The sequence below is a fragment of the Agromyces sp. Root1464 genome (genome assembly GCF_001427265.1).
Classification (GTDB): Bacteria; Actinomycetota; Actinomycetes; order Actinomycetales; family Microbacteriaceae; genus Agromyces; species Agromyces fucosus.
In genome coordinates this window covers 263,402-285,485 of sequence record NZ_LMFU01000001.1, presented here as the reverse complement: position 1 = coordinate 285,485, position 22,084 = coordinate 263,402, and the positions used below count along the sequence as shown (strand labels likewise).

Genomic DNA, 22,084 nt, shown 5'->3' with positions numbered 1-22,084 from the left:
GGGACCTCCGGGACGTCGTTGTCGGGATGCAGTGAGCAAATATCCTATTTGATTCTCACCGCCTTCATATTGCCGGACGACGGGCCGGATGTACAGGGGGGCGCGGGCATATGACGCGTCGGGTGCTCTGGCGCACGAACTCGGTTGAGCCGGTCGATTGACAATCGATAGAGAAATAACGAAACTCGATGCATGCATACGATCGATCGCGTCATCGTGCCCCTGCGAGTCCTGCTCGTGCTCGTCTTCGTCGGGCTGTTGATCGCGCAACTGCTGAGCCTGCCCGGCCAGTTCTCCCACATGGCGAGCGAGCATCCCGAGAGCGGATTCATCCCGTGGCTGCTGTTGATCTTCTCGATCCTCGAGGTGCTGTGCTTCCAGGTCGTCATCGTCTGCACGTGGCGGCTGCTCAGCCTCGTCCGGTCCGACCGGATCTTCAGCGAAGAGGCCTTCGCCTGGGTCGACGGCATCGTCTGGGCGATGGTCGTCGCCTGGGTGCTGCTGGCGGGAGTTTCGGCCTACTTCGTCTCGGTCATCTACTTCACGCCCGAACTGCGCGACCCCGGCATCCCGGTGGTTCTCACGGGCATGGTGCTGATCGGTGCGGTACTCGTGCTGACCATGGTCGTGATGCGCGCGCTGCTCCGCCAGGCGACCCTGCTGCGTACCGACCTCGAGGACGTGATCTGATGCCGATCATCGTGCGCATCGACGTCGAGCTCGCGAAGCGCAAGATGAGCGTGGGGGAGTTCGCCGATCGCATCGGGCTCACCCCCGCGAACGTGGCCGTGCTGAAGAACGGCCGCGCGAAGGCGGTCCGCTTCACCACGCTCGACGCGATGTGCCGCGTGCTCGGATGCCAGCCCGGCGACCTGCTCGAGTGGGTCGAGGAGGACGCCGGGCCCGCTGCATCCGACGACGCCTGAGAGGCGTGTCGGCTACGACGACGACCCGTCCGCTGCCGTCGCCGTCGCTGCGGTCGCCGCAGCGCGCAGCACCGACCGGACGTCGCGCGGCGGTCGCCCGAGGGCGGCGACCACGCCGTCGGTGGGGAGCACGTTCCGCCCGTCGAAGGTCTCGCGGCAGAGCTCGGTGAGCAGGGTCGCGACGGCCTCGCCCGCCTCCGCCGCCATTGCGGCGTGGAACTCGTCGAAGCCCATCGGCAGGTACGCGACCTCTCGCCCGGTGGTCTCCGACATGATCGCCGCGACCTCGGCGAACGTCAGCGACTCCGGTCCGGTCACCTCATGGATGCGGTTCGCGTGCACCGCTCCGGGCTCGGTGAGTGCGGCGACGGCGACCGCTGCCACGTCGTCGACGTCGATGAACGGCTCCCGAACGTCGGCGGCGGGAAGGGCCAGCACCCCGGTGACGGTCGCGTCGCTCAGCATGCCCTCGGTGAAGTTCTGCGCGAACCAGCTCGCCCGTACGATCGTCGCCGGCACGCTCGATGCGAGCAGGATGTCCTCGCAGCGGCGCGCGCCGTCTTCGCCGCGCCCCGAGAGCAGCACGATGCGCTCGACACCCGCGTCGGCTGCGACATCCGCCAGACGGGCGATCGCCGTCTCGGAACCGGGGGCGGCCAGGTCGGGCACATAGGCCGCGTACACGCGGTCGATACCCCGCAGGGCGTCGGCCCAGCGCTCCGGGTGCTCCCAGTCGAACGCCGGGCTCGTGCCGCGGGAGAGTCGGCGCACTGCGAAGCCCTCCGCCTCGAGGAGGTCGGCGACGCGGCGGCCGGTCTTGCCGGTGGAGCCGATGACGGCGAAGTTCGTTGACATGATGGGTTCCTTTCGGTGGGTGGTGAGTCCACCTTCGACCGAAGTATCCGGACGTTCAATCGCCATGCGGCCGGATTCGTATGCCGATCGTCCGGATCTGCGGATCTGCGGTCAAGTTGCATGGCACGTTGGATGCATGGTCAACCCGCGCACGCCCGTCGCCCAGGACCACCTCGGCGACGGCCTCCACCTGCTCCGGTTCACCGGCGCGCTCTACTGCCGTGCCGAGCTCACGGCGCCGTGGGGCGTGGAGTTCCCCGAGCTCGAGGGATTCATGATGCTGCCCGTCGTGCTCGCCGGCCGATGCGTCCTCGAGATCGACGGTGAGCGGCACTCGCTCGAGGCGGGCAGCGCTGCACTCGTCACGCGCGGCGCATCCCATCGACTGCTGAGTGCAGCGGATGCCTCGAGCACGCCGCTCTTCGAGATCCCCGTCGAGCAGGTGAGCGACACCTACGAGCACATGCGCTTCGGGGGAGGGGGCGATCGCACGCAGATCGCGTATGCGGCCCTGCAGGTCGACGGCCCGCTCTCGGCGCGGTTGATCCAGGAACTCCCAGCCCTCATCAGGGTCGACGCGTGGGACGACGGCGAGTCGGGAGCCTTTCAGACCGTGCTGCGCCTGCTCGCGCGGGAGGCGGAGAGCATTCAGCCGGGCGGCGAGGCGGTCATGACGAGCCTCGCCGACGTGCTCGTCGTGCAGGTGCTCCGCTCATGGCTGCGGAGCTCGGAGCCGTCGGCCACCGGATGGCTCACCGCCCTCCGCGACCCCCACATCGGGCGTGCGCTCGGCCGCATGCACGCCCGCCTCGACCACGACTGGACCCTGGTCGAACTCGCGCGGGAGGCGAACATGTCGCGCTCCTCGTTCGCCGAGCGCTTCACGGCGCTCGTCGGCGAACCGCCCATGCGCTACCTCGCGGCCTGGCGTCTCGAGCAGGCGCGTGCCGAGCTGGCGAGCACGACCGACTCGATCGCGTCGATCTCGACTCGGGTCGGCTACGCCTCGGAGGCGTCGTTCGGGCGTGCGTTCAAGCGGCACCACGGTTGGACGCCGGGAGCGGTGCGTCGCGAAGGAGGCGGGTTCGGCATCGCGGCGCTGCGCCCGCCGCCGGCCGCCTCCCCGTGACGCCTATTCCGCGTTGCGCGCCACGGTCAACTCGGCGGACTGGATGACGGCCTCGACCCCGAGCAGGAAGAGGTCCTCGTCCTTCAGGTCGGCGAGCTCGCTGTTGAAGGCCGTGATCAGCGGGAACCGGCGCGGGTCGGCGAGGATCGGACCGTCGAACCAGGGGCCCGGTTCGGGGCCGTCGCCGCGCTCGGCGCGGCCTCGCGCGATGCCGGCGGCGCTCGAGAGCACGTGCGAGGCGAGCAGGGCGTAGTGCCGCACCACGTCGTCGCCGGCCAGGCCGGCCTCGGCGAACGCCTCGAGCATGATCTCGATGGCCTCGAGCTCGCCCGGTCCGTGAGTCGTGAGCACGATGGCCTCGGCCCCGATGGCCGGGTGCGCTGAGTAGTGGGCCAGGGTCGCGCGTGAGAGCTGCCGCAGTCGTTCGCGCCACTCGGCCTTCTCCGCAGTGACGGCGGCGACGCTGCGCAGGGTCAACTCGTCGAGGAGCGCCTCCATCAGCTGCTCCTTGCTGCGGAAGTGCCGGTAGATCGCCGTGGGGTCGGCACCGAGCTGGGTGCCGAGCTCGCGTACCGAGATCGTGGGGGTCGCGGAGGTCGCGGCCAGTTCGAGGCCTGCGGCCACGATGGATTCGCGGTCGAGGCGAGCCCGGCCGGTCGATGCGCGGGTGGCACCGCCACGGTTGGAGCCTGTCGCTGTCAAATCGCCTCCTCCTCCTCGTTCGAAGTCTCATCGTGTCACGTCCCGGCGGACGGAAGCGTCTGGGCCGCGGTTGACATCGTCAGCATAACGAATGCGAGCACAATGTTGTCAACACAGTTGACAGCGGTGCTGGGCGTCGCTAGCGTCACCTTCACCAACCGTTCGACGAGGAAGCGAGGGCGACGTGTCAGCTGCCGATGTGCTGTTCACCGGAGCGGCCGTGTTCACTGGAACCGGCCGTCCAATTCAGGGTCACGCCGTGGCCGTCACCGGCGATCGCATCACAGCGGTCGTCCCCGAGGCCGAGGCGTCTGCGCTCATCGGCGAGGGGACGCGGGTCATCCAGCTCGACGGGGCGTTGCTGAGCCCCGGCTTCCAAGACGCGCACGTGCATCCGATCGGCGCCGGCGTCGAGCTGCTCATGTGCAACCTCACCGAGGCGGAGAGCGCCGAAGAGGCCGTCGCCACGGTGAAGGCCTACGCCGATGCGAACCCCGACGAGGCATGGATCCTCGGCGGAGGCTGGTCGATGGACCACTACCCCGGGGGAGCGCCGGTGCGTGCGCTGCTCGACGCGGTCGTGCCCGACCGCCCCGTCGCGCTCTCGAGCCGCGACCACCACAGCGTGTGGGCAAACACCGCCGCCATCACGCTTGCCGGCCTCGACGCCGCCACCCCCGACCCCGTCGACGGCCGCATCGAGCGCGAGGCCGACGGCTTCCCCGCCGGCACGTTCCACGAGGGCGCGGAGCACCTGTTCGACCACGTGCGCCCGGGCGTCGACGCCGACTTCGCCTACGCGGGCCTGTTGCGTGCCCAGGACGAGCTGCTCGCACTCGGCATCACCGGCTGGCAGGACGCCATGATCGGCAGCATCTCGGGCATCGAGAGCGTCGACGACATCTACCGCCGCGCGGTCGCCGAGGGCACGCTGCGCGTGCACGTCGTGGGAGCCCAGTGGTGGGAGCGCGACGGCGGCATCGAGCAGGTCGAGCGGATGGTCGCTCGTCGCGACGAACTCCTCGCCGCCGGCACGACCGCGCGCTACTCGCTCGGCACCACCAAGATCATGGTCGACGGCGTCGCCGAGAACCAGACCGCCGCGATGCTCACGCCCTACCGCGACAGCCACGGCCATGACACCGACAACACAGGGCTCTCGTTCGTCGACCCGGCCTTCCTGAAGCAGGTCGTGACCGAGCTCGACGCCGCCGGCATGCAGGTGCACTTCCACGCACTCGGCGACCGCGCCGTGCGCGAGGCCCTCGACGCGATCGAGGCGGCACGCGCGGCCAACGGCCCGACCGACGGCCGCCACCACCTCGCGCACCTCCAGATCGTCGAGGAGTCGGAGACCGCCCGCTTCGCGCCGCTCGACGCGGTCGCGAACCTGCAGGCGCTCTGGGCAACGCACGAAGACCAGATCGACGACCTCACGCTGCCGTTCCTCCAGGACGGCGCCGAGGCCCGCCAGTATCCGTTCGGCGACCTCGTCCGCGGCGGTGCGCGCCTCGCGGCGGGCAGCGACTGGCCCGTGTCGAGTGCCGACCCGATGGACGCGATCCACATCGCCGTCAACCGCATCGCCCCAGGGCTCGACTACGAGCCGCTCGGCGGCGAGCACCAGCGTCTCGACCTCGAGACGGCGATGGCGGCCTACACCTCGGGCACCGCCTACGTGAACCACCGCGACCACGACACGGGATACATCCGCGAGGGCTACCTCGCCAACCTCGTCGTGCTCGAGCCGAACCCCTTCAGCCTCCCCCAGGAGGAGATCCACCGCGCGACGGTGACCTCCACCTGGATCGAGGGCACGTCCGCCTTCACCCGCACTGCCTGACCAAGAGGAGCCGCAATCATGTCCCCGTCCCCCGTCATGCCCTCCCGAGGCACCGGTCGTCGCATCGCGTCGATCATCGCCGCCGGGCTGGGAGCAGCACTCGTCCTGACCGGCTGCTCCGGCGCCGAACCCGAGAAGGCCCAGCCCGCGGAGTGGGAGCTCACGTCGACGACCGATGCACCCTCGGGTGACCTCGAGTCGTTCACGTGGGCGAACTACGCCGAGCCCTACTCGCTCGACTACGCATACGCGTTCGACTACGCCGACAACATGGTGCTCGCCAACGTCTGCGAGTCGCTCATGCGCCTGAACCCCGACTGGACCCTCTCCCCGGGCCTGGCGGAGTCGGTCGCGCACCCGACGCCCGAGACCTGGGTCTACGAGATCCGCGAGGGCGTGACCTTCCACGACGGCACCCCGCTGACCGCGGCCGACGCCGTGGCATCGATGAACCGCCACCTCGACCCCGCCGTGGGATCGTCGTGGTACTCGACGTACCAGAACGTGGCCTCGATCGAGCAGACCGGCGACATGCAGGTCACCGTCACGATGACCGGCCCCGACTCGCAGTTCAACCTCGGCATGGGCGGCTCCGCCGGTGTCATCGAGTCCGCTGCGACGCTGGCCGACAAGGGCGCCGACTACGGCAACTCGACCGGCGGCGTGAACTGCACCGGCCCGTTCAGCTTCGGCGAGTGGCAGTCGGGCGAGTCCATCACCCTCGAGCGCTACGACGGCTACTGGGACCCCGAGCTCACCGCTCGCTCCGCCGAGGTGAAGTTCATCTTCATGAACGACGCCAACGCGCGCACCAACGCCCTGAAGTCGGGCGAGGTCGACGGCGGCTGGATGATTCCGGCCGACGCAGTGCCGCAGCTGCTCGACTCCGACCAGGGCGACATGCTCTTCGGCCTGAACACCGCGGTCAACAACCTGATCATCTCCGATCTCGACGGCCCGCTGGGCGACGTGCGCGTGCGGCAGGCGCTGCTCATGGCGCTCGACCGCCAGGGCATCGTCGACGCGGCGGTCAAGGGCTACGGCACCACGACCGACGTGCTGACGACCGAGTCGGTGTGGGACGGGGCGAGCGATGCGGCGATCGCCACGGCCTTCGGCGACGTCGAGGAGTACCCCTACGACGTCGAAGCAGCGAAGAAGCTCGTCGAGGAAGCAGGGGCGACGGGCGCGGAGCTCACCTACGTGACCGCCCCGATCAGCAGCGACTTCAACGTCTACGCGCAGGCCACTGCTGCAGCGGCGGAGTCGATCGGCCTCACGGTCAACATCGAGACCGTCACGCCGAACGCGTACACCGCGCTGTTCTCCGACCCGACGGCTCGCGAGGGCGTCGACCTGTTCTACACCTCGTGGTACCTCTCGAGCCCCGACCCGCTCGAGATGTACAGCGTGCTGCGCACCGACGAGTTCAGCAACTACGGCGGATGGTCGAACCCCGAGTTCGACGCCGTCGTGAATGAGGCGCTCGCGATCCAGGACCCCGCCGAGCGCTCGGAGAAGACCGCTGAAGCGCAGCAGATCGCCAACGAGGAACTTCCGTGGCTGCCGATGTTCGAGGCTCCCGTGACGCTCTTCATGGGCGAACGCATCACCGGTGTCTCGCCGTCGATCGCCTTCATGTACTACCCCTGGGCAGCAACCATTGGCGCACGCTAGCACCGACGGGCGCAGCCTCGTCCACCTCGGCGGAGCGGCGGTCACCCGATGACCACGCTCCGCCGGGTGGCGGGCAAGCTCGGCGCCCTGCTCCTCACGCTCTTCCTCGCATCACTGCTCGTCTTCTTCTCGCGGTTCCTCGTGCCGGGTGACCCGGTCAGCTTCCTGCTGCGCGGACGGAAGCCCAGCCCCGAGGCCGTGGCCCAGGTCACCGCGCAGTACGGGCTCGACCTGCCGCCCTGGCAGCAGTACCTGAACTGGCTGACCGGCGTGCTGCAGGGCGACTTCGGTCGCTCGCTGCAGTACCGGCAGGATGTCTCGCAGGTGATCGGCGATCGCCTGCCCGTGACCCTCGGCCTCGTCGTCATGGCGGGCACGATGATCGCGATCGTCGGCCTCACGGCCGGCATCGTGGCATCCCTGAACCGCGGCAAGGTGCTCGACCGGGCCGTGCTCATCGGCCTCACCGTGCTCGGGGCCATCCCGTCGTTCGTCGGCTCCATCGTGCTGATCGCGATCTTCGCGGTGCAGCTCGGCTGGTTCCCGTCGTTCGGGTCGGGCGAGGGCTTCTGGGACACGATCTACCACCTCGTGCTGCCGTCGATCGCGCTCGCGATCGTGTTCGTCGTGCTCGTCGGCAAGGTCACCCGTTCCTCCATGGTCGAGCAGCTCGGACGCGAGCACGTCGAGGTGGCGACCAGCCGCGGTCTGAAGCGCGGCACCGTCATCCGTCGTCACGTCTTCCGCAACTCGATCGGCCCGATCCTCACCGTCAGCGGCGTGCTCGTGGCGGGCCTGCTCGTCGCGAGCTCGATCGTCGAGGCGGCGTTCGGCCTCGCCGGCATCGGCTCGCTCCTCGTGGCATCGGTCGACCGTCTCGACTTCCCGGTCGTGCAGGCGATCGTGCTGCTCATCGTCACGGCGTTCGTCGTGGTGAACGCGATCATCGACGTCCTCGAACCGTGGATCGACCCCCGAGCCGCCGCAGGAGCTGGTGCCCGATGACGACCCCCACCATGGCCATGAAGGTGTTGCGCTCGCCCCGCGCGCGGCGCTCGAGCACCACGTTCCTCATCAGCGCCGTGTTCCTCGGCGCGGTGACGATCGCCGCGATCTTCGCGTCGTTCCTCGCCCCGTATCCGCCGAACCAGGTCGACCTGCTGAACATCCAGGCCGAGCCGAGCCCGGCGCACTGGCTCGGCACCGACGCGCTCGGCCGCGACACCCTCAGCCGCATGATGTACGGAGCGCGCACCGCGCTCCTCGCGCCGCTGCTCGTCGTGATCTTCTCGACGGTCGTCGGCATGCTGCTCGGCCTGCTCGCCGGCTGGCGCGGCGGCTGGATCGACTCCGTGCTCGGCCGCATCTTCGACGTGATCTTCGCCTTCCCGGCGCTGCTCCTCGCGATCATGGCGGTCGCGCTCTTCGGCAAGGGCCTCGTGGCCCCGGTCGTCGCGATGAGCATCGCGTACGCCCCGTTCGTCGCGCGCCTGACCCGGTCGCTCATCGCCTCGGAGCGCTCGCGACCCTACGTCGCCGCGTATCGCGTGCAGGGCTTCGGCGGCGGATTCATCGCGCTGCGCCGAGTGCTCCCCAACGTGATGCCGATCGTCGGCGCCCAGTCGACCCTGAACTTCGGCTACGTGCTCGCCGAGCTCGCGGCCCTCTCGTTCCTCGGTCTCGGCGTCCAGGCGCCCACGGCCGACTGGGGTGCGATGGTCAACGAGGCGCAGTCCGGCCTCATCGGCGGCTACTTCCTTCCCGCACTCGTGCCAGCGGTCGCGATCGTGCTCGTCGTCGTCGCGGTCAACGTGATCGGCGAGGAACTCTCGGACCGCATCGGAGGCGAGATCCCCGCATGACACTCCTCGACATCTCCGAGCTCACGCTCGACCTGCCGAACGGCAAGCGATTGCTCGACGGCATCAGCCTCACCGTCGCCGAAGGGGAGACCGTCGGCCTCGTCGGCGAGTCGGGCTCGGGCAAGTCGCTCACGGCCCGCTCGGTCCTGGGGCTCCTGCCGAGCCGCGCGACCATGGGCGGCTCGGTGCAGTTGCTCGACCAGTCGGTGCTCGACGCGAGCCGCCGGCAACTGCTCGAGCTGCGCCGCACCCGTGCGTCGATGATCTTCCAGGACCCTCGGGCGGGCATCAACCCGATGCGCACGGTCGGCGACCACCTCACCGAGACGATGCGACTCTGCGAGGGCCGCTCGGCGGCCGACGCGAGAGCCGTCGCCATCTCGCTCATGGAGGCGGTGCGCCTGCCGCGACCCGAAGAGCACCTGCATCAGTACCCGCACGAGCTCTCGGGCGGCATGCTGCAGCGCGTCATGATCGCCGGCGCGCTCACGAGCTCGCCGCGGCTGCTCATCTGCGACGAGCCGACCACCGCGCTCGACGTCACGACGCAGGCCGAGATCATCGGCGTGCTCGCCGAGCAGCGGGCGAGCCGCGGCATGGGCATGCTCTTCATCACCCACGACCTGAACCTCGCCGCCGCGATCTGCGATCGCGTCTACGTCATGAGTGCCGGCAGGGTCGAGGAGCAGGGCGATGCACGTCAGGTGTTCCGCAACCCGCAGGCGGCGTACACCAAGCGACTCGTCGCCGCGACGCCGACGATCGTCGTCCGCGACTCGTCGACGCCCACCGATGCGGGCACGGATGCCGCGGCGTCGACGATCCCGGACGCTGCGGTTGCGGCGTCGACCGGCGGGGCGGCATCCGCTTCGTCGACGGTCGCGGTGCCTGCGACCGAGCCGATGCTCTCGGCGACCGGCATCTCGAAGACGTACACGCGCCGGGGCAAGGAGCCGGTGCACGCAGTCATCGACGCCTCGATCGAGATCCCACGGGGCGGCGCCCTCGGCGTCGTCGGCGAATCGGGCTCGGGCAAGTCGACGTTCGCCCGCATGATCGTGGGCCTCGAGCAGGCGGATGCCGGCGACATCCGCATCGCCGGACGCGAGCGCACCTCGGTGCCGAGCTCGCGCGTCGAGCGGCTCGAGCACGCCCGTTCAGTGCAGATGGTCTTCCAGGACCCGTACCTCTCGCTCGACCCGCGCATCACCGCCGGCAAGGCGATCGAGGACGCGATGCGACTGCACCGGCGCCTCAGCACGACGGATGCCCGCGAGCGCGTGCTCGAACTGCTCGAGCAGGTCGGCCTCGGCGACGTGCACGCCCAGGCGCGCCCGCGAACCCTCTCGGGCGGACAGCGGCAGCGCGTCGCACTCGCCCGGGCGCTCGCGATCGAGCCCGACGTGCTCGTGATGGACGAGGCGACGAGCGCGCTCGACGTGTCGGTGCAGGCGCAGGTGCTCTCCCTCGTCGAGGAGATCCGCCGTGAGCGCGGCCTCACCGTGCTCTTCATCAGTCATGACCTCGCCGTCGTGCGCCGCCTGTGCGACGAGACGGTCGTCATGAAGACCGGTGCGATCGTCGAGCGCGGCCGCACCGTCGAACTGCTCGGCAACCCGCAGCATCCCTACACGCGACTGCTCATCGACTCCGTGCCGCGACCCGAGTGGAACCTCGACGCCGTGGCCGCGGAGGCCGGTGAACTCGAGGACGCCGCGCCGCAGAACTGAGCGCTCGCCCTGTCGAATCGAACCATCGAACTGGAGATCCACCACATGAACGTCCTCATCGCGGGCGCCGGCATCGGCGGCCTGACGACGGCGCTCTCGCTGCACGCGGCGGGCATCGACGACGTGACCCTGTACGAGTCTGTGCCGGAGATCCGGCCGCTCGGCGTCGGCATCAACCTGTTGCCGCACGCCGTGCGCGAACTCACCGAGCTCGGTCTCGGCGACCGGCTCGCCGGGCTCGGCGTGGCCACGAGCACCCTGTCGTACTTCAACCGCCACGGCCAGCAGATCTGGACCGAGCCGCGCGGGCGTGCCGCGGGCTACCACTGGTCGCAGTACTCCGTGCACCGGGGGCGTCTGCAGCTCATGCTGCGCGACGCCGTGCTCGAGCGCCTCGGCGCCGACGCGATCCGCCTCGGCAGCCCGGTCGGCGATGCCCGCAGCGAGGGCGCGCGCACGAGTGTCGCGGTGCTCGGCGGTCCGGGCGCCGGCACTCGCGTGACGGCCGACGTGGTGATCGGCGCCGACGGCATCCACAGCGCGCTCCGCCGCCAGCACTACCCCGACGAGGGTGCGCCGGTGTGGAACGGACTGATCCTCTGGCGCGGCACCGCGCGGGTGCGGCCGTACCTCGACGGGCTCACGATGATCATGGCGGGCGACGCGATGCAGAAATTCGTGGCCTACCCGCTGTCCGAGGTCGGCGATGACGGACTGCAGACGGTGAACTTCATCGCCGAGTACCGATCCGACGACCCCGAGCCGGGCGCGAGCGACTGGAACCGCGGCGCCGACCCGAGCGCCGTGCTCGGCCGGTTCGCCGACTGGGACTTCGGCTGGCTCGACGTGCCGACCGTCATCCGCGCCGCCGACGAGATCCTCGAGTACCCGATGGTCGACCGCGATCCGATCCCGCGCTGGACGTTCGGTTCGCAGACCCTCCTCGGCGATTCCGCGCATGCGATGTACCCGATCGGCTCGAACGGCGCGTCGCAGGCGATCATCGACGCCCGCACCCTCGCCTTCCAGCTCGGAACGATCGACTCCGTCGAGGCGGCGCTCGGCGCCTACGAGGACGAGCGCCGTCCGCGCACGACGGCCATCACGCTCAGCAACCGGTCGATGGGGCCGGAACAGGTCATGCAGCTTGCCTACGAGCGTGCTCCCGGCGGATTCGGCGACATCGAACTCGTCGTGCCCTACGCTGAGCGCGCCGAGATCGCGAACCGGTACAAGGAGGCGGCGGGATTCGTGCCAGAGCTGCTGAACGAGCGGGCGAGCCTCACGGTGCCGGTGCCCGAAGACGACTGAGGGCGGGATTGCCGGTCAGATCGGGCCGAGTTCGGGGCCGTGCGTCTCCATGAGGTGGGTGCGCAGGGCCTCGGCGAAGCCGGCAGGGTCGTCGGCGCGCAGCCGCTCGATGAGGGCGCGATGCTCGTCGATGACCTGGTCGGATCGCTCGAAGAGCGCATCGCGGTGGGCGCTCAGCAGCAGGCGCTGCCGTGCCGTGAGCCGGTCGCCGATCTCGGCGAGGGTGCGATTGCCCCCCGCCTCGACGAACGAGCGGTGGAACGCGATCGTCAGCGTGACGAAGCCGTCGAGGTCGCGCGCTTCGAGGGCGGCGCGCTGCGCGTCGAGGCCGGGCTCGAGCCGGTCGGCGAGCGCGCGACGGGCCGCGGTGCCGGCCCGATGCACGCCGGCGGACTCGAGGATGAGGCGCGCATCGGCGAGGTCGGCGATCTCCCCGTCGCTGAGCGAGCGCACGAGCGCGCCGCGCTTCGGGTAGATCGTGATCCAGCCCTCGTCCTGGAGGCGAGAGAGCGCCGCCCGCACGGGGGTGCGGCTCATGCCGAGCTCGGCGGCGAGCTCGTTCTCGCTGAGCATCGTGTCGGGCCGGTGGGTGCCGTCGAGTATCCCGGCGCGTATCGCGATGCGGGCGCGCTCTGCTGCGCTGTCGACGGTCGGCATCCCACCATCATGGCGCGGCGTCGGCGCCGGTGCATCCGCTGCCCCGGTCTCGTGCGCGGGGAGCGTCACGAGGCGTCTCCTTCAGGCGCGGCCACGGATGCCTCGGGGGAGCCGTGGCGCGAGGCATCCGCTCGTCGTGCCGTGCCGCGCCGCCACCGGTGGATGCCCCAGGCGGCCGCCAGTGCGGCGATCGCGACACCCGCGACGACGAGGTCGGAGACCCCGGCGGTTCGTTCGAGCACCCAGCTCTCGACCGCGAACTGCTGCGAGGCGCCGAGCACGCCGCCGAGCGAGGCGGTGCCCTCGGTGACGATGAGCAGCACGCCGATGCCGATGCCGAGCAGGCCGCCGACGACCTGCGTCCACGTGTTGGTCCACCGACCGATGCGCACCGTGCGGGGGCGCAGCAGGCCGCGGAGCCGCGGCGACCGCGACCACGCGAAGGCCAGCACGAAGAGCGGCACGGTCATGCCGAGGGCGAAGACGGCGAGCACGATGCCGCCGTAGCGTGCGGTTCGTGCTGACGAAAGCGCCGACGGTGCCGGCGAGCACGCCGATCGGCACGAGCGTCGTAATGAGGCCGAGGTAGAAGACGCCGGTGCGGGCGATCAACCGGCTCGGACTCGTGAAGGCGTAGGCGAAGAACGCCGGCAGCAGCATCACCGAGCACGGGCTCAGCAGGGTGAGGATGCCTCCGACGAGGGCCCCCGCGAGCCCGAGGTCGATCACTCGCCCGCCGCGGCCAGCTGCTCGTCGAGGAGGGCGCGGAAGTTCTCGATCGCCTGCGCACCGGCGATCGCCTGGTCGCCGGCGACGAAGAACGGCACGCTCGTGACGCCGAGCTTCTGCGCCTCCGCCGTGCTGGCGAGCACGGCATCGCGGAGGTCGGCGCGATCGAGGTCCTGCTCGAACTTCGCGAGGTCGGGCACGCCGGCCTCGGCGGCGAAGCCTACGAGCTTCTCGCGCGGCATGTCGGGGTGGCCCTTCTCGGGCGCGGCGGCGAAGACGGCCTCGAGGTACTCGGGGAACCTGCCCTGCTCGCCGGCGGCCCGCGCCGCGACAGCGGCGTCGACCGACTCGTCGCCGAAGAATGCGACGTCGCGGAACTCGTACCGCACGAGGCCCTGCTCGACGTACTCCTCGAAGATCGTCGGCAGGGTCTGGTTCGTGACGACCGCGCAGAAGGGGCAGCGGAAGTCGGCCCACTCGACGAGCACGACGGGGGCGTCGACATCGCCGATCGCGAGGGGGTCGTTCGGGTCTCGCTTCGCGAGCTCGGAGCCGGCGCCCGAGCCGGCCGTGTTCTCGCCCGCGCCCGCTTCGCCGGCCGCGGGTGTCTGCGTCGCGCCGCCGCCGGCTGCAGCCTGCCCGGCATTCGGCACCGACTGCGCGATCACGACGACGAGCAGGAACGCCGTCACGGCGCCGAGCACGACGTTCAGGATGCGCGCGAGGCGGAGCTTGCGCGCGAGCGGGTGGACTGGCTTCGGTGCAGGGGAGTTCGACATCGCGGCCTAGGATACATGTTGAATCCCAGACCGGGCTGTCAGGCTGCGAGCACCGCGTCGATGCTCTCGCGCACGATCGCGAGGCCGGCGCGCAGCTCGTCTTCGGTGATCGTGAGCGCGGGCAGGAACTTCAGCACCTCGTCGAACGCACCCGAGGTCTCGATGACGAGTCCGCGCGTGAAGGCCTCCTTCGAGATGCGGCCGGCGAGCGTGCGGTCGCCGTCGCAGGCGAGGCCGTACATCAGACCTCGGCCGCGCGGGGCGAGACCGAGCTCGGGGCGCTCGGCAGCGATGGCGTCGAGTTCCGCCCGCAGCAGCGCCGACTTCGCCGCCACACCGTCGGTGAATGCGGCGTCGGCCCAGTAGGTCTCGAGGGCGACGCGCGCCGAGACGAAGGCGAGGTTGTTGCCACGGAACGTGCCCGTGTGGGCGCCGGGCTTCCAGACGTCGACCTCGGGGCGCAGCAGCACGAGCGACATCGGCAGGCCGGAGCCCGAGATCGACTTCGACACGGTCACGATGTCGGGCACGATGCCCGCGGCCTCGAAGGCGAAGAACGTGCCGGTGCGGCCGACGCCCGCCTGGATTTCGTCGAGGATGAGCAGGATGCCCCGGTCGGCGGTCAGGGCGCGCAGCCGCTGGAGCCACGGCACGCTCGCGACGTTGATGCCGCCCTCACCCTGCACGGCCTCGACGATGACGGCCGCGGGCAGGTCGAGGCCGGATCCCGGGTCGTCGAGCATCTTCTCGAACAGGTCGAGCGTGTCGATCTTCGACCCGAGGTACCCGTCGAACGGCAGGCGCGTGACGTTGTCGAGCGGCATGCCCGCGGCCTCGCGGTAGGTGCTGTTGCCGGTCGCGGCGAGGGCGCCGACGCTCAGCCCGTGGAACCCGTTCGTGAACGCGACGACGTTGGTGCGGCCGGTGGCCTGGCGCGCGACCTTCAGGGCCGCCTCGACGGCGTTGGCGCCGGTCGGCCCGGTGAACTGCAGCTTGTGGTCGAGCCCGCGGGGCTCGAGCACGTACTGCTCGAACGCCTCGATGAACGAGCGCTTGGCCGAGGTGGCCATGTCGAGGCCGTGGATGATGCCGTCGCGCTCGAGGTACTCGATGAGCGCGCGGGTGAACACGGGGTTGTTGTGTCCGTAGTTCAAGACGCCGGCACCGGCGAAGAAGTCGAGGTACTCGCGGCCGTCTGCATCGACGAGGGTGGAGCCGCTCGCACGGTCGAAGACCGTGGGGAACGCGCGGACGTATCCGCGCACCTCCGACTCGCGGCGGTCGAAGACGTCGAGGTTCGCGGCGTCGCTCATGGCGGCATGCTCCTTCTGCAGTTCGGTGACGGTGCTTCGAGCCTAGATCGTCCGGCTGGGCGACCGGTGCGGCGGCAGGGCGCGGAGATCGCGGGTGCGGAATCCGCCCGGAGAGCGGATGCTGGGGTCGTGAGCGATTCCGGCCGCAGGAAAGGGCCGCCCCGGTGGGCGGTGCGGGCGAGCGAACCGCTCGCCCGGGCGCTCGCCGGGCATCGATGGATGCCTCTCTGGGGGATCATCCACCATCGCGGACGTCGCAGCGGCACCGCGTACGCGACGCCCATCGCGCTCGTGCCGACCGTGTCGGAGAGCCTCTTCCTCATCGGCCTGCCGTGGGGAGCCAAGACCAACTGGGCCCGCAACGTGCTCGTCGCAGGCGAAGCGACGATCGCGTGGAAGGGGCGCGAGCATCGAGCGACCGGCCCCCGGCTGGTCGAGCCCGCGGAGGCGGCGGCGCTGTCGAAACCAGCGTTCCGCAGGGTCGTCGGGCGTTTTCCCGCTGCGATCGTGCTCACTCGGGCGAACGGGGCAGCCGAACCACGAGACGTCGTACCCGATCGATGACGGCGAGCCGCGGAATCCGACGGCTCAGGCGTTCTCGAGCTCGGCGATCACGACCTTCTTCTGCCGCATCATCACCTGGATCTGCTCGGGCCGCCGGGTCAGTTCGCCCATGTTCGCCGGAATGACCTGCCAGCTGACGCCGAACTGGTCCTTGCACCAGCCGCACTGCTCCGACTCGGGCACATGCGAGAGCTTCGACCAGTAGTAGTCGATCTCCTCTTGACCGGCGCAGGAGACGACGAACGAGACCGACTCGTTGAACTCGAAGAGCGGCCCGCCGTCGAGGCAGACGAAGTCGACGCCGTTCAGGGTGAACTGGCCGTTCAGCACCTTGCCGGTCATGCCGACGAAGTGCTCGTCGAGTGACTCGTCGGGGTACTCGTCGATGCGGGTGATGCGCGAGTTCGGGAAGACCTCGACGTAGTACGTCATCGCCTCGCGCGCCTGCTCGTCGAACCACAGGCACGGCTGGATGGGTGAGAGCTCGGCCATCGGGAACCTCCTCGTTCGGGGCTGTCGCTTCGACGGCCACGGTACGCCGACCGGCCGACGGCGTCGAGGGGCGGCTCTCGTCGTCCTGCGTCGCGCGTCGGGCCGAGCCGGCCCGTCAGATCGGCAGCGGCCGGTCGTCGACGATCGTCTTCATGACCAGGGTCGACTCGACCCGGCGCACGCCCGGCAGCGCCGAGAGCCGTTCATCCCAGAGGCGCTGGTACGCCGGCAGGTCGGGCACGGCGACGCGCAGCAGGTAGTCGGGGTCGCCGAAGAGGCGCAGCGCCTGGATCACCTCGGGGATCTCGGCGACCGCGGCGTCGAACGCGGGGATGGTCGCCCGATTCGCCTGGTCCATCGTGACGAACACGAGCGCGCCGAAGCCGAGCCCGACCACCTCCGGATCGATGACCGCCCGATAACCCGAGATGGCTCCGGATGCCTCGAGCGCATGGAGCCGTCGGTGGGTCGGCGACATGCTCAGCTGCACGCGGGCGGCGAGGTCGGTGAGGCTCAGCCGGCCGTCCTGCTGCAGTTCGGCAAGGATCTTCAGATCGATGGCATCCATGGAGTGAATTGTTCCACGAGACGGCGTGATCGGGGGTGAATTCGGCAGCGGCTTCTGGTGCATGGCGCCTACATTCTTCGTATCCGTCGAGAGGAGGCCGCCGTGAACACGCAATTGCTGCTCGCCTGCTGGGCGATGATGACGTTCATGGTGCTCGTGCCCGGCCCTGATTGGGCGTACATCATCGCCTCGGGCCTGCGCGATCGCAGCATCCTGCCGGCGCTCTCTGGAATCCTCATCGGCTACCTCGCCGCGGTCGTCGCCGTCGCGGTCGGGGTGGGCGCCGCAGTGGCAGCCATGCCGTGGGTGCTCGTCGGCCTCACGTTCGCGGCCGCGGCGTACCTGCTGTACCTCGGTGTGCGGGTGCTCGTCGAGCCGCCTGCCGCGGTCGCCGGAGTGTCCAGAGCGTCAGGCGAATCCGGCGTCGGCGTGGGAGCGACGACACCGCCGTGGCTCCGACTCGTGCAGGGCGCCGGCGTCAGCGGCCTGAACCCGAAGGGCCTGCTCGTGCTCGTCGTGCTGCTGCCGCAGTTCACGGATGCCGCGGGCGACTGGCCGATCCCGGTGCAGCTCGCCGTGCTCGGCCTCATCTTCGTCGGCAGTTGCGCGCTCGTCTACTTCGTCGTGGGCATGGGCGCTCGCACGGTGCTGCGCGCCCGGCCGTCGGCCATGCGTCTCGTCTCCCGCCTCTCGGGCGCCGCGATGGTCGTGCTCGCAGTGGTGCTCGTCGTCGAGCAGTTGTCGCACCTGCTCGGCTGAGCGCGTCTCGGCTGAGCCCCGCTCGCCGCGGGAAGGATCAGCCGATTCCGCGATCGACGTCGATGAGCACCTTGCCGACGGTGCCCGCCTCGACGGCGTCGTGCGCCTCGGCCGTGCGCTCGAGCGGGAAGCGCGTGATCGGCAGGCCGGCGTCCTCGCCCACGGGCAGCGCGCCGTCGGCGAGGGCACGACCGATGTCCTCCGCGGCAGCAGAGAGGGCATCCTGGCCGACGGTGTAGAGCAGCAGAAACTGGTAGCGAACGTTGAGCGCGAAGTGCCGGCGCACGTCGAGGGTCATCTCGGCGCCGCCGTCGGTCGCGTACACGGCGATCGTCCCGTGGTTCGCGATCACGCTCGCGTTCAGCGCGGCATTGCGGGCGGGCGAGACCTCGACGACCTGGTCGACGCCGTGCGGGGCGATCGCGCGGATCGCGGCGGCGGCGTCGTCGATGCGGTAGTTCACGACGTGGTGGGCCCCGGCCGCGGTCGCGAGCGCGGACTTCTCAGGCGAGCTCACGGTCGTGATGACCGTGGCTCCCGACCAGCGGGCGAGCTGGATGGCGGCGTGTCCGACGGCGCCCGCGCCACCGGCCACGAGCACGGTGCGGCCGTCGAGCGCGCCGGGGCCCAGCCGGGACGGACCCTCCTCGGACACGGTGAGCGCGCGGTGTGCCGTCATGGCGGGCACGCCGAGTGAGGCGCCGACATCGAAGCTCGCAGCATCCGGCAGCGGCACCACGTGCTCGGCCGACAGCACCGCGAACTGCTGCGCGGTGCCCGACGGTCGTTCGTGCGCGGCCAGGTAGGCCCAGACCCGGTCGCCGACCACGAGCCCGTCCACGCCGGGGCCGACGGCGTCGACGACGCCGGCGCCGTCCTGGTTCGGCACGACCTCGGCGAACGGTGTTGCAGCGCCCGGCTGCGAACCGACCCTCGCCTTCCAGTCGGTCGGGTTGACACCCGACACGGCGATGCGCACGCGCACTTCACCGGCGCCGGGTTCGGCCGCCTCCCGCTCGACGAGGTGCAGCACGGACGAGTCCCCGGTCTTGGCATACGCGATCGCTCTCATGCAGTGGGCAACGCGCCGGGCGTCGAGAACCTTCCGAACGCGCCGGGCGTGCTCGACCGCGAACCGCTCGGCTGCCGGCTCAACCGTCCGTTGCGGGGCCGGCGCCGTGGAGATCCGCGCGCAGCTGGAGCCACAGCGCGAGTCGCTGGTCGGCGCGTTCGGTGCGGATGCCGTGCGCCTCGCTCGCGCGGCGCAGGCGGTGGCGCACGGTGTTCTCGTGCACGCCGAGCCTGGCGGCGGTCTGCGCGATGTTGCCGAAGCACTCGAGCCAGACGAGCAGCGTCTCGGCGATCGGCCGCGTCTGATCGGAGGCCTGCACGACGTCGACCGCGGGGTCGCGCAGCTCATCGGCCGAGGCGAACAGCCTCGCGACGCGTTCGACCACGAGGATCGGCCGCAGACTCGATGCCGTGACGATGCGAGACGTCGACGGATCGATGCTGCGGTCGGCGGCCTCGAGCAGACGATCGGCGAGCTCGCGAGCACCGGCGACGTCGCCAGAACGGTGAGCCGGCCCGGCGACGGCGACTCGGGTGCCATCGCCGACCAACCGATCGACGAGCGGCAGCAGCGGCGTCGCAACGCCCACGGCCTCGTCGACCGAGCTTGCGGCGAACAGCGTGTAGACCCGGCCTCGATGCGGCACCGCGACCGCATCGGGGCGCTGCAGCGCGAGATGGCGGATGACGGTCGAGCGCAACTGGGCGATGGTCGTCGGCCCGGCTCCCGGCACGTCGAACGCGAGCAGCGCGGCACCGCGCTCCTCGGGGATGCCGAGTTCGGCGAACTCGGTTCCGGTCAGATCGATGCCCGTCAGCAACGTCCGCAGCCGATCCTCGCGCGGGCGCTGATTCGTCGCGTGCACTCGGAGATCGTCGAGCAGGTGGGCCCCGGCGAGGGCGCTCGCGTGCCGCATGCGGCGCTCCTGCTCCTCGGTGAGACGTGCTGCCCCCGACGCGTCGATCGCCCAGATGCTGCCGAGCGGCAGGGCGCCTGCCCGAATCGCGAAGGCCACCCGCGGCTCCTCGTCACCCAGGCGCGGGTAGCTGATCGGCCGGTCGGACCGCAGCACGGTGCGGTACTGGTCGTCGTTGTAGGGGGATGCCGGAACCTGCCGGGCCAGGATGCCGTGGGTGCGCAGCGCGTCGATCACCTGCCCCGGCACCGAGGAGTAGGCGAGGATGTTGCGACTCAGGTCCTCGATCGCGACCGACCCGCCGAAGAACTCGGCGAGTTCGTTCGCGATGGCGAACAACGGCTCTGCGCCACGGTCCTGCGGGGCCGCGAGCACCGTGTCGGCCTCTCCGAGCAGGTGGGTGAGCTGGGCGTCGAGGAGGCGCCAGCTGATGCGGTCGGCGACGCGGAGAAGTGCGAGCCCGGTGGAGTCGGCGATCGCGGCCAGCGCCGGCATCCGCTCGGCACTGCACTTCAGCGCGATCCCCGCGGCACCGTGCTCGGCAGCAGCGGCCGCGAGTGCGCCGATGCGTGCCGTGCTCAGCGAAGCGGTCGATGGGGCGAGGAGGAGCGTGCCCGAGGCATCCATCACCTCATCGGCGACGTCGAGGAACTCGGTGCCGGTGACGGCGACCCGGTCGCCCAGCGGGCCGATCGCAGTGAGCGTACGAGGCCCCAACTGCTCGACGAGCTCGACGAGACTCACGCGGGCGCCGGGCGGACGAGGCGTTTGGGTTGGAGATTTCGCTGCATCCATGGCGCAAAGCTATCCGAAATCGCCAACCACAGGCGAGCACGAAGTTTCTAGGCTGGCCCCGGCGAACGCGATTCGCGGCGCTGAAGGAGGAACGATGACCCCGACCCGACCCGCACCCAACGGCACCCGACTCGGCGAACTCTGGCGGATCCTGCCGGAGGAGGCGACCGCGAGCGGCGACGGCGTGCTCGAGATCGGCGGAGTCGCCGTGACCGAACTGGCCGAGCGATTCGGCACCCCGCTGCACGTCTACGACGAGGTCGGCCTGCGCCGCCAGATCCGTCGCTTCATCGACGGACTCGGCGAGCGCTGGCCCGACTCGGAGGTGCTCTTCGCCTCGAAGTCACTGCCGGCGGTCGGCATGTACCGCCTCGCGCACGAGGAAGGGCTCTCGATCGACATCGCGGGCGGCGGAGAGCTGCAGCTCGCGCTCGCCGCCGGCGTCGACCCGGCGCGCCTGTACTTCCACGGCAACGCGAAGACCGATGCCGAGCTGCAGATGGCCGTCGACGCCGGCATCGGCACGATCATCGTCGACAACGACGACGAGCTCGACCGCCTCGAACGGATCCTCGTGCGCCCGCAGCGCCTGCTGCTGCGCGTGATCCCGGGCGTCGAGGCGAAGACGCACGTGTCGCAGGCCACGGGTGGATCGGGGTCGAAGTTCGGACTCCCGATGGACCAGGCCGAGCGCGCCATCGCCCGCATGCAGGCGCACCCGCTGATGGAGTTCGTGGGGGTGCACCTGCACATCGGATCGCAGATCCTCGACACGGCGCAGTTCGCCGAGGCCGTCGGGAAGATCTCGACCGTCGGCACGTTCTCGACCTATGACGTCGGCGGGGGGCTCGGCGTCAGCTACACCTACGACGAGCAGGCGCCGAGCGTGGAGTCGTACCTCGATGCGATCGTCGCTGCTGCGCGGGAGCACCTCCCCGCAGGCTCACGCCTGATGATCGAACCCGGCCGGTCGATCGTCGCCCGGGCGGGGGTCACGCTCTACCGCGTCACCTCGGTCAAGCGCACCGGGCGCACCTTCGTTGCCGTAGACGGCGGCCTGGCCGATCAGATGGACATCGCCCTCACGCAGCAGCGCTACGAGGCGCTGCTCGCCGATCGACTGCTCGAGCCGTGGTCGGAGAGCGTGCAGCTCGTCGGGCGCCAATGCGAATCGGGCGACCTGCTGGTCGACGGCGCACCCATGCCGCCCGCGCACGTCGGCGACCTCGTGGCGATGACGGCGACCGGCGCCTACGCGTACACGATGTCGAACAACTACAACGGCGCGTTGAAGCCCGCCATCGTCTTCGTCAGCGACGGTGAGGCGAGGCTCGTGACGCGCCGGGAGACGTACGCCGACCTGCTCGCGACGCACGCTCCGGCGCGAGCCGGCGTGCTCGTCTGA

22 protein-coding genes are annotated in these 22,084 nt (G+C 70.4%); 12 read left to right on the top strand and 10 right to left on the bottom strand.

The features are described 5' to 3' along the window. Nucleotides 1–192 precede the first annotated feature (192 nt). Together ASD23_RS01340 and ASD23_RS01335 are read left to right on the top strand one after the other, a co-directional pair. Nucleotides 193–690 carry a DUF2975 domain-containing protein gene (locus tag ASD23_RS01340; protein WP_056005252.1) on the top strand — a complete coding sequence of 166 codons (498 nt, stop codon included), beginning with the start codon at nt 193–195 and terminating at the stop codon, nt 688–690. Further along, nucleotides 690–926: a helix-turn-helix domain-containing protein gene (locus ASD23_RS01335; protein ID WP_056005248.1), complete on the top strand. Its 237-nt coding sequence runs from the start codon at nt 690–692 to the stop codon at nt 924–926. The genes ASD23_RS01340 and ASD23_RS01335 overlap by 1 nt, the downstream gene beginning before the upstream one ends. Before the next feature lie 12 nt (nt 927–938). Here the strand turns inward: ASD23_RS01335 and ASD23_RS01330 are convergent, their stop codons facing one another. Beyond that, entirely contained in the window at nt 939–1,781 is an 843-nt protein-coding gene (locus ASD23_RS01330; RefSeq protein WP_056005245.1) for an SDR family oxidoreductase, read from the bottom strand. Between the two features lie 136 nt (nt 1,782–1,917). On the opposite strand from ASD23_RS01330, the gene ASD23_RS01325 reads away from it, so the two are divergent. After that, on the top strand, nt 1,918–2,910 hold the full coding sequence (locus ASD23_RS01325; protein WP_157376972.1) for an AraC family transcriptional regulator: 993 nt from the start codon (nt 1,918–1,920) through the stop codon (nt 2,908–2,910). A 3-nt stretch (nt 2,911–2,913) separates the two neighbouring features. Here the strand turns inward: ASD23_RS01325 and ASD23_RS01320 are convergent, their stop codons facing one another. Next, nucleotides 2,914–3,534: a TetR/AcrR family transcriptional regulator gene (locus tag ASD23_RS01320; RefSeq protein WP_235507596.1), complete on the bottom strand. Its 621-nt coding sequence runs from the start codon at nt 3,532–3,534 to the stop codon at nt 2,914–2,916. Nucleotides 3,535–3,796: 262 nt separating this feature from the next. On the opposite strand from ASD23_RS01320, the gene ASD23_RS01315 reads away from it, so the two are divergent. The 6 genes from ASD23_RS01315 to ASD23_RS01290 are packed head-to-tail and all read left to right on the top strand — an operon-like array spanning nt 3,797 to nt 12,035. After that, nucleotides 3,797–5,455, top strand: coding sequence for an amidohydrolase (locus ASD23_RS01315; protein ID WP_056005236.1), 1,659 nt, complete (start codon nt 3,797–3,799; stop codon nt 5,453–5,455). Between the two features lie 18 nt (nt 5,456–5,473). Beyond that, nucleotides 5,474–7,132 (top strand): ABC transporter substrate-binding protein, encoded by a 1,659-nt coding sequence (locus tag ASD23_RS01310; protein ID WP_056005233.1) that lies wholly within the window; start codon nt 5,474–5,476, stop codon nt 7,130–7,132. A gap of 48 nt (nt 7,133–7,180) precedes the next feature. Beyond that, nucleotides 7,181–8,137, top strand: a complete 957-nt coding sequence (locus tag ASD23_RS01305; RefSeq protein ID WP_056005230.1) for an ABC transporter permease — start codon at nt 7,181–7,183, stop codon at nt 8,135–8,137. Next, entirely contained in the window at nt 8,134–8,994 is an 861-nt protein-coding gene (locus ASD23_RS01300) for an ABC transporter permease (RefSeq protein WP_056005227.1), read from the top strand. The genes ASD23_RS01305 and ASD23_RS01300 overlap by 4 nt, the downstream gene beginning before the upstream one ends. Further along, nucleotides 8,991–10,724 (top strand): dipeptide ABC transporter ATP-binding protein, encoded by a 1,734-nt coding sequence (locus ASD23_RS01295; RefSeq protein ID WP_056005224.1) that lies wholly within the window; start codon nt 8,991–8,993, stop codon nt 10,722–10,724. The genes ASD23_RS01300 and ASD23_RS01295 overlap by 4 nt, the downstream gene beginning before the upstream one ends. 45 nt (nt 10,725–10,769) lie before the next feature. Beyond that, the gene (locus ASD23_RS01290) at nt 10,770–12,035 is read left to right on the top strand and encodes a flavin-dependent oxidoreductase (RefSeq protein ID WP_056005221.1); all 1,266 of its coding nucleotides are present in this window, start codon (nt 10,770–10,772) and stop codon (nt 12,033–12,035) included. Between the two features lie 15 nt (nt 12,036–12,050). Here the strand turns inward: ASD23_RS01290 and ASD23_RS01285 are convergent, their stop codons facing one another. From ASD23_RS01285 to ectB, 4 genes are all read right to left on the bottom strand, one after another. Then, the gene (locus tag ASD23_RS01285; protein WP_200941660.1) at nt 12,051–12,761 is read right to left on the bottom strand and encodes a GntR family transcriptional regulator; all 711 of its coding nucleotides are present in this window, start codon (nt 12,759–12,761) and stop codon (nt 12,051–12,053) included. Further along, nucleotides 12,758–13,186, bottom strand: coding sequence for a hypothetical protein (locus ASD23_RS19025; RefSeq protein WP_056005215.1), 429 nt, complete (start codon nt 13,184–13,186; stop codon nt 12,758–12,760). The genes ASD23_RS01285 and ASD23_RS19025 overlap by 4 nt, the downstream gene beginning before the upstream one ends. 231 nt (nt 13,187–13,417) lie before the next feature. Beyond that, entirely contained in the window at nt 13,418–14,200 is a 783-nt protein-coding gene (locus tag ASD23_RS01275) for a DsbA family protein (protein ID WP_056005212.1), read from the bottom strand. Between the two features lie 38 nt (nt 14,201–14,238). Next, nucleotides 14,239–15,513: a diaminobutyrate--2-oxoglutarate transaminase gene (ectB, locus tag ASD23_RS01270; protein WP_056005209.1), complete on the bottom strand. Its 1,275-nt coding sequence runs from the start codon at nt 15,511–15,513 to the stop codon at nt 14,239–14,241. 219 nt (nt 15,514–15,732) lie between these two features. Here ectB and ASD23_RS18950 point away from each other — a divergent pair, with 219 nt between their 5' ends. Then, on the top strand, nt 15,733–16,077 hold the full coding sequence (locus ASD23_RS18950) for a nitroreductase family deazaflavin-dependent oxidoreductase (protein WP_056005206.1): 345 nt from the start codon (nt 15,733–15,735) through the stop codon (nt 16,075–16,077). A 24-nt stretch (nt 16,078–16,101) separates the two neighbouring features. On the opposite strand, the gene ASD23_RS01260 is transcribed toward ASD23_RS18950, so the two are convergent. Continuing rightward, nucleotides 16,102–16,569: a VOC family protein gene (locus ASD23_RS01260; RefSeq protein ID WP_056005202.1), complete on the bottom strand. Its 468-nt coding sequence runs from the start codon at nt 16,567–16,569 to the stop codon at nt 16,102–16,104. Between the two features lie 115 nt (nt 16,570–16,684). After that, the gene (locus ASD23_RS01255; protein ID WP_056005199.1) at nt 16,685–17,137 is read right to left on the bottom strand and encodes an Lrp/AsnC family transcriptional regulator; all 453 of its coding nucleotides are present in this window, start codon (nt 17,135–17,137) and stop codon (nt 16,685–16,687) included. A gap of 102 nt (nt 17,138–17,239) precedes the next feature. Here ASD23_RS01255 and ASD23_RS01250 point away from each other — a divergent pair, with 102 nt between their 5' ends. Beyond that, the gene (locus ASD23_RS01250) at nt 17,240–17,896 is read left to right on the top strand and encodes a LysE family translocator (RefSeq protein ID WP_235507595.1); all 657 of its coding nucleotides are present in this window, start codon (nt 17,240–17,242) and stop codon (nt 17,894–17,896) included. Nucleotides 17,897–17,933: 37 nt separating this feature from the next. Here the strand turns inward: ASD23_RS01250 and ASD23_RS01245 are convergent, their stop codons facing one another. Both ASD23_RS01245 and ASD23_RS01240 read right to left on the bottom strand, forming a co-directional pair. Then, entirely contained in the window at nt 17,934–18,968 is a 1,035-nt protein-coding gene (locus tag ASD23_RS01245) for an NADPH:quinone reductase (RefSeq protein WP_056005196.1), read from the bottom strand. 79 nt (nt 18,969–19,047) lie between these two features. Beyond that, nucleotides 19,048–20,628, bottom strand: a complete 1,581-nt coding sequence (locus tag ASD23_RS01240; protein ID WP_235507594.1) for a PucR family transcriptional regulator — start codon at nt 20,626–20,628, stop codon at nt 19,048–19,050. A 145-nt stretch (nt 20,629–20,773) separates the two neighbouring features. Between ASD23_RS01240 and lysA the strand changes: the two genes are divergently transcribed. Next, nucleotides 20,774–22,084 (top strand): diaminopimelate decarboxylase, encoded by a 1,311-nt coding sequence (gene lysA / locus ASD23_RS01235; protein WP_056005190.1) that lies wholly within the window; start codon nt 20,774–20,776, stop codon nt 22,082–22,084.

Excerpts from the sequence above, each read along its gene's own strand:
- ASD23_RS01260 (WP_056005202.1), bottom strand. The coding sequence starts at position 16,569 with ATGGCCGAGCTCTCACCCATCCAGCCGTGCCTGTGGTTCGACGAGCAG.
- ASD23_RS01245 (WP_056005196.1), bottom strand. The coding sequence starts at position 18,968 with ATGAGAGCGATCGCGTATGCCAAGACCGGGGACTCGTCCGTGCTGCAC.
- ASD23_RS18950 (WP_056005206.1), top strand. The coding sequence starts at position 15,733 with ATGCCTCTCTGGGGGATCATCCACCATCGCGGACGTCGCAGCGGCACC.
- ASD23_RS01330 (WP_056005245.1), bottom strand. The coding sequence starts at position 1,781 with ATGTCAACGAACTTCGCCGTCATCGGCTCCACCGGCAAGACCGGCCGC.
- ASD23_RS01310 (WP_056005233.1), top strand. The coding sequence starts at position 5,474 with ATGTCCCCGTCCCCCGTCATGCCCTCCCGAGGCACCGGTCGTCGCATC.
- lysA (WP_056005190.1), top strand. The coding sequence starts at position 20,774 with ATGACCCCGACCCGACCCGCACCCAACGGCACCCGACTCGGCGAACTC.
- ASD23_RS01300 (WP_056005227.1), top strand. The coding sequence starts at position 8,134 with ATGACGACCCCCACCATGGCCATGAAGGTGTTGCGCTCGCCCCGCGCG.
- ASD23_RS01275 (WP_056005212.1), bottom strand. The coding sequence starts at position 14,200 with ATGTCGAACTCCCCTGCACCGAAGCCAGTCCACCCGCTCGCGCGCAAG.
- ASD23_RS01305 (WP_056005230.1), top strand. The coding sequence starts at position 7,181 with ATGACCACGCTCCGCCGGGTGGCGGGCAAGCTCGGCGCCCTGCTCCTC.
- ASD23_RS01290 (WP_056005221.1), top strand. The coding sequence starts at position 10,770 with ATGAACGTCCTCATCGCGGGCGCCGGCATCGGCGGCCTGACGACGGCG.
- ASD23_RS01325 (WP_157376972.1), top strand. The coding sequence starts at position 1,918 with ATGGTCAACCCGCGCACGCCCGTCGCCCAGGACCACCTCGGCGACGGC.
- ASD23_RS01340 (WP_056005252.1), top strand. The coding sequence starts at position 193 with ATGCATACGATCGATCGCGTCATCGTGCCCCTGCGAGTCCTGCTCGTG.
- ectB (WP_056005209.1), bottom strand. The coding sequence starts at position 15,513 with ATGAGCGACGCCGCGAACCTCGACGTCTTCGACCGCCGCGAGTCGGAG.
- ASD23_RS01295 (WP_056005224.1), top strand. The coding sequence starts at position 8,991 with ATGACACTCCTCGACATCTCCGAGCTCACGCTCGACCTGCCGAACGGC.
- ASD23_RS01255 (WP_056005199.1), bottom strand. The coding sequence starts at position 17,137 with ATGGATGCCATCGATCTGAAGATCCTTGCCGAACTGCAGCAGGACGGC.
- ASD23_RS01335 (WP_056005248.1), top strand. The coding sequence starts at position 690 with ATGCCGATCATCGTGCGCATCGACGTCGAGCTCGCGAAGCGCAAGATG.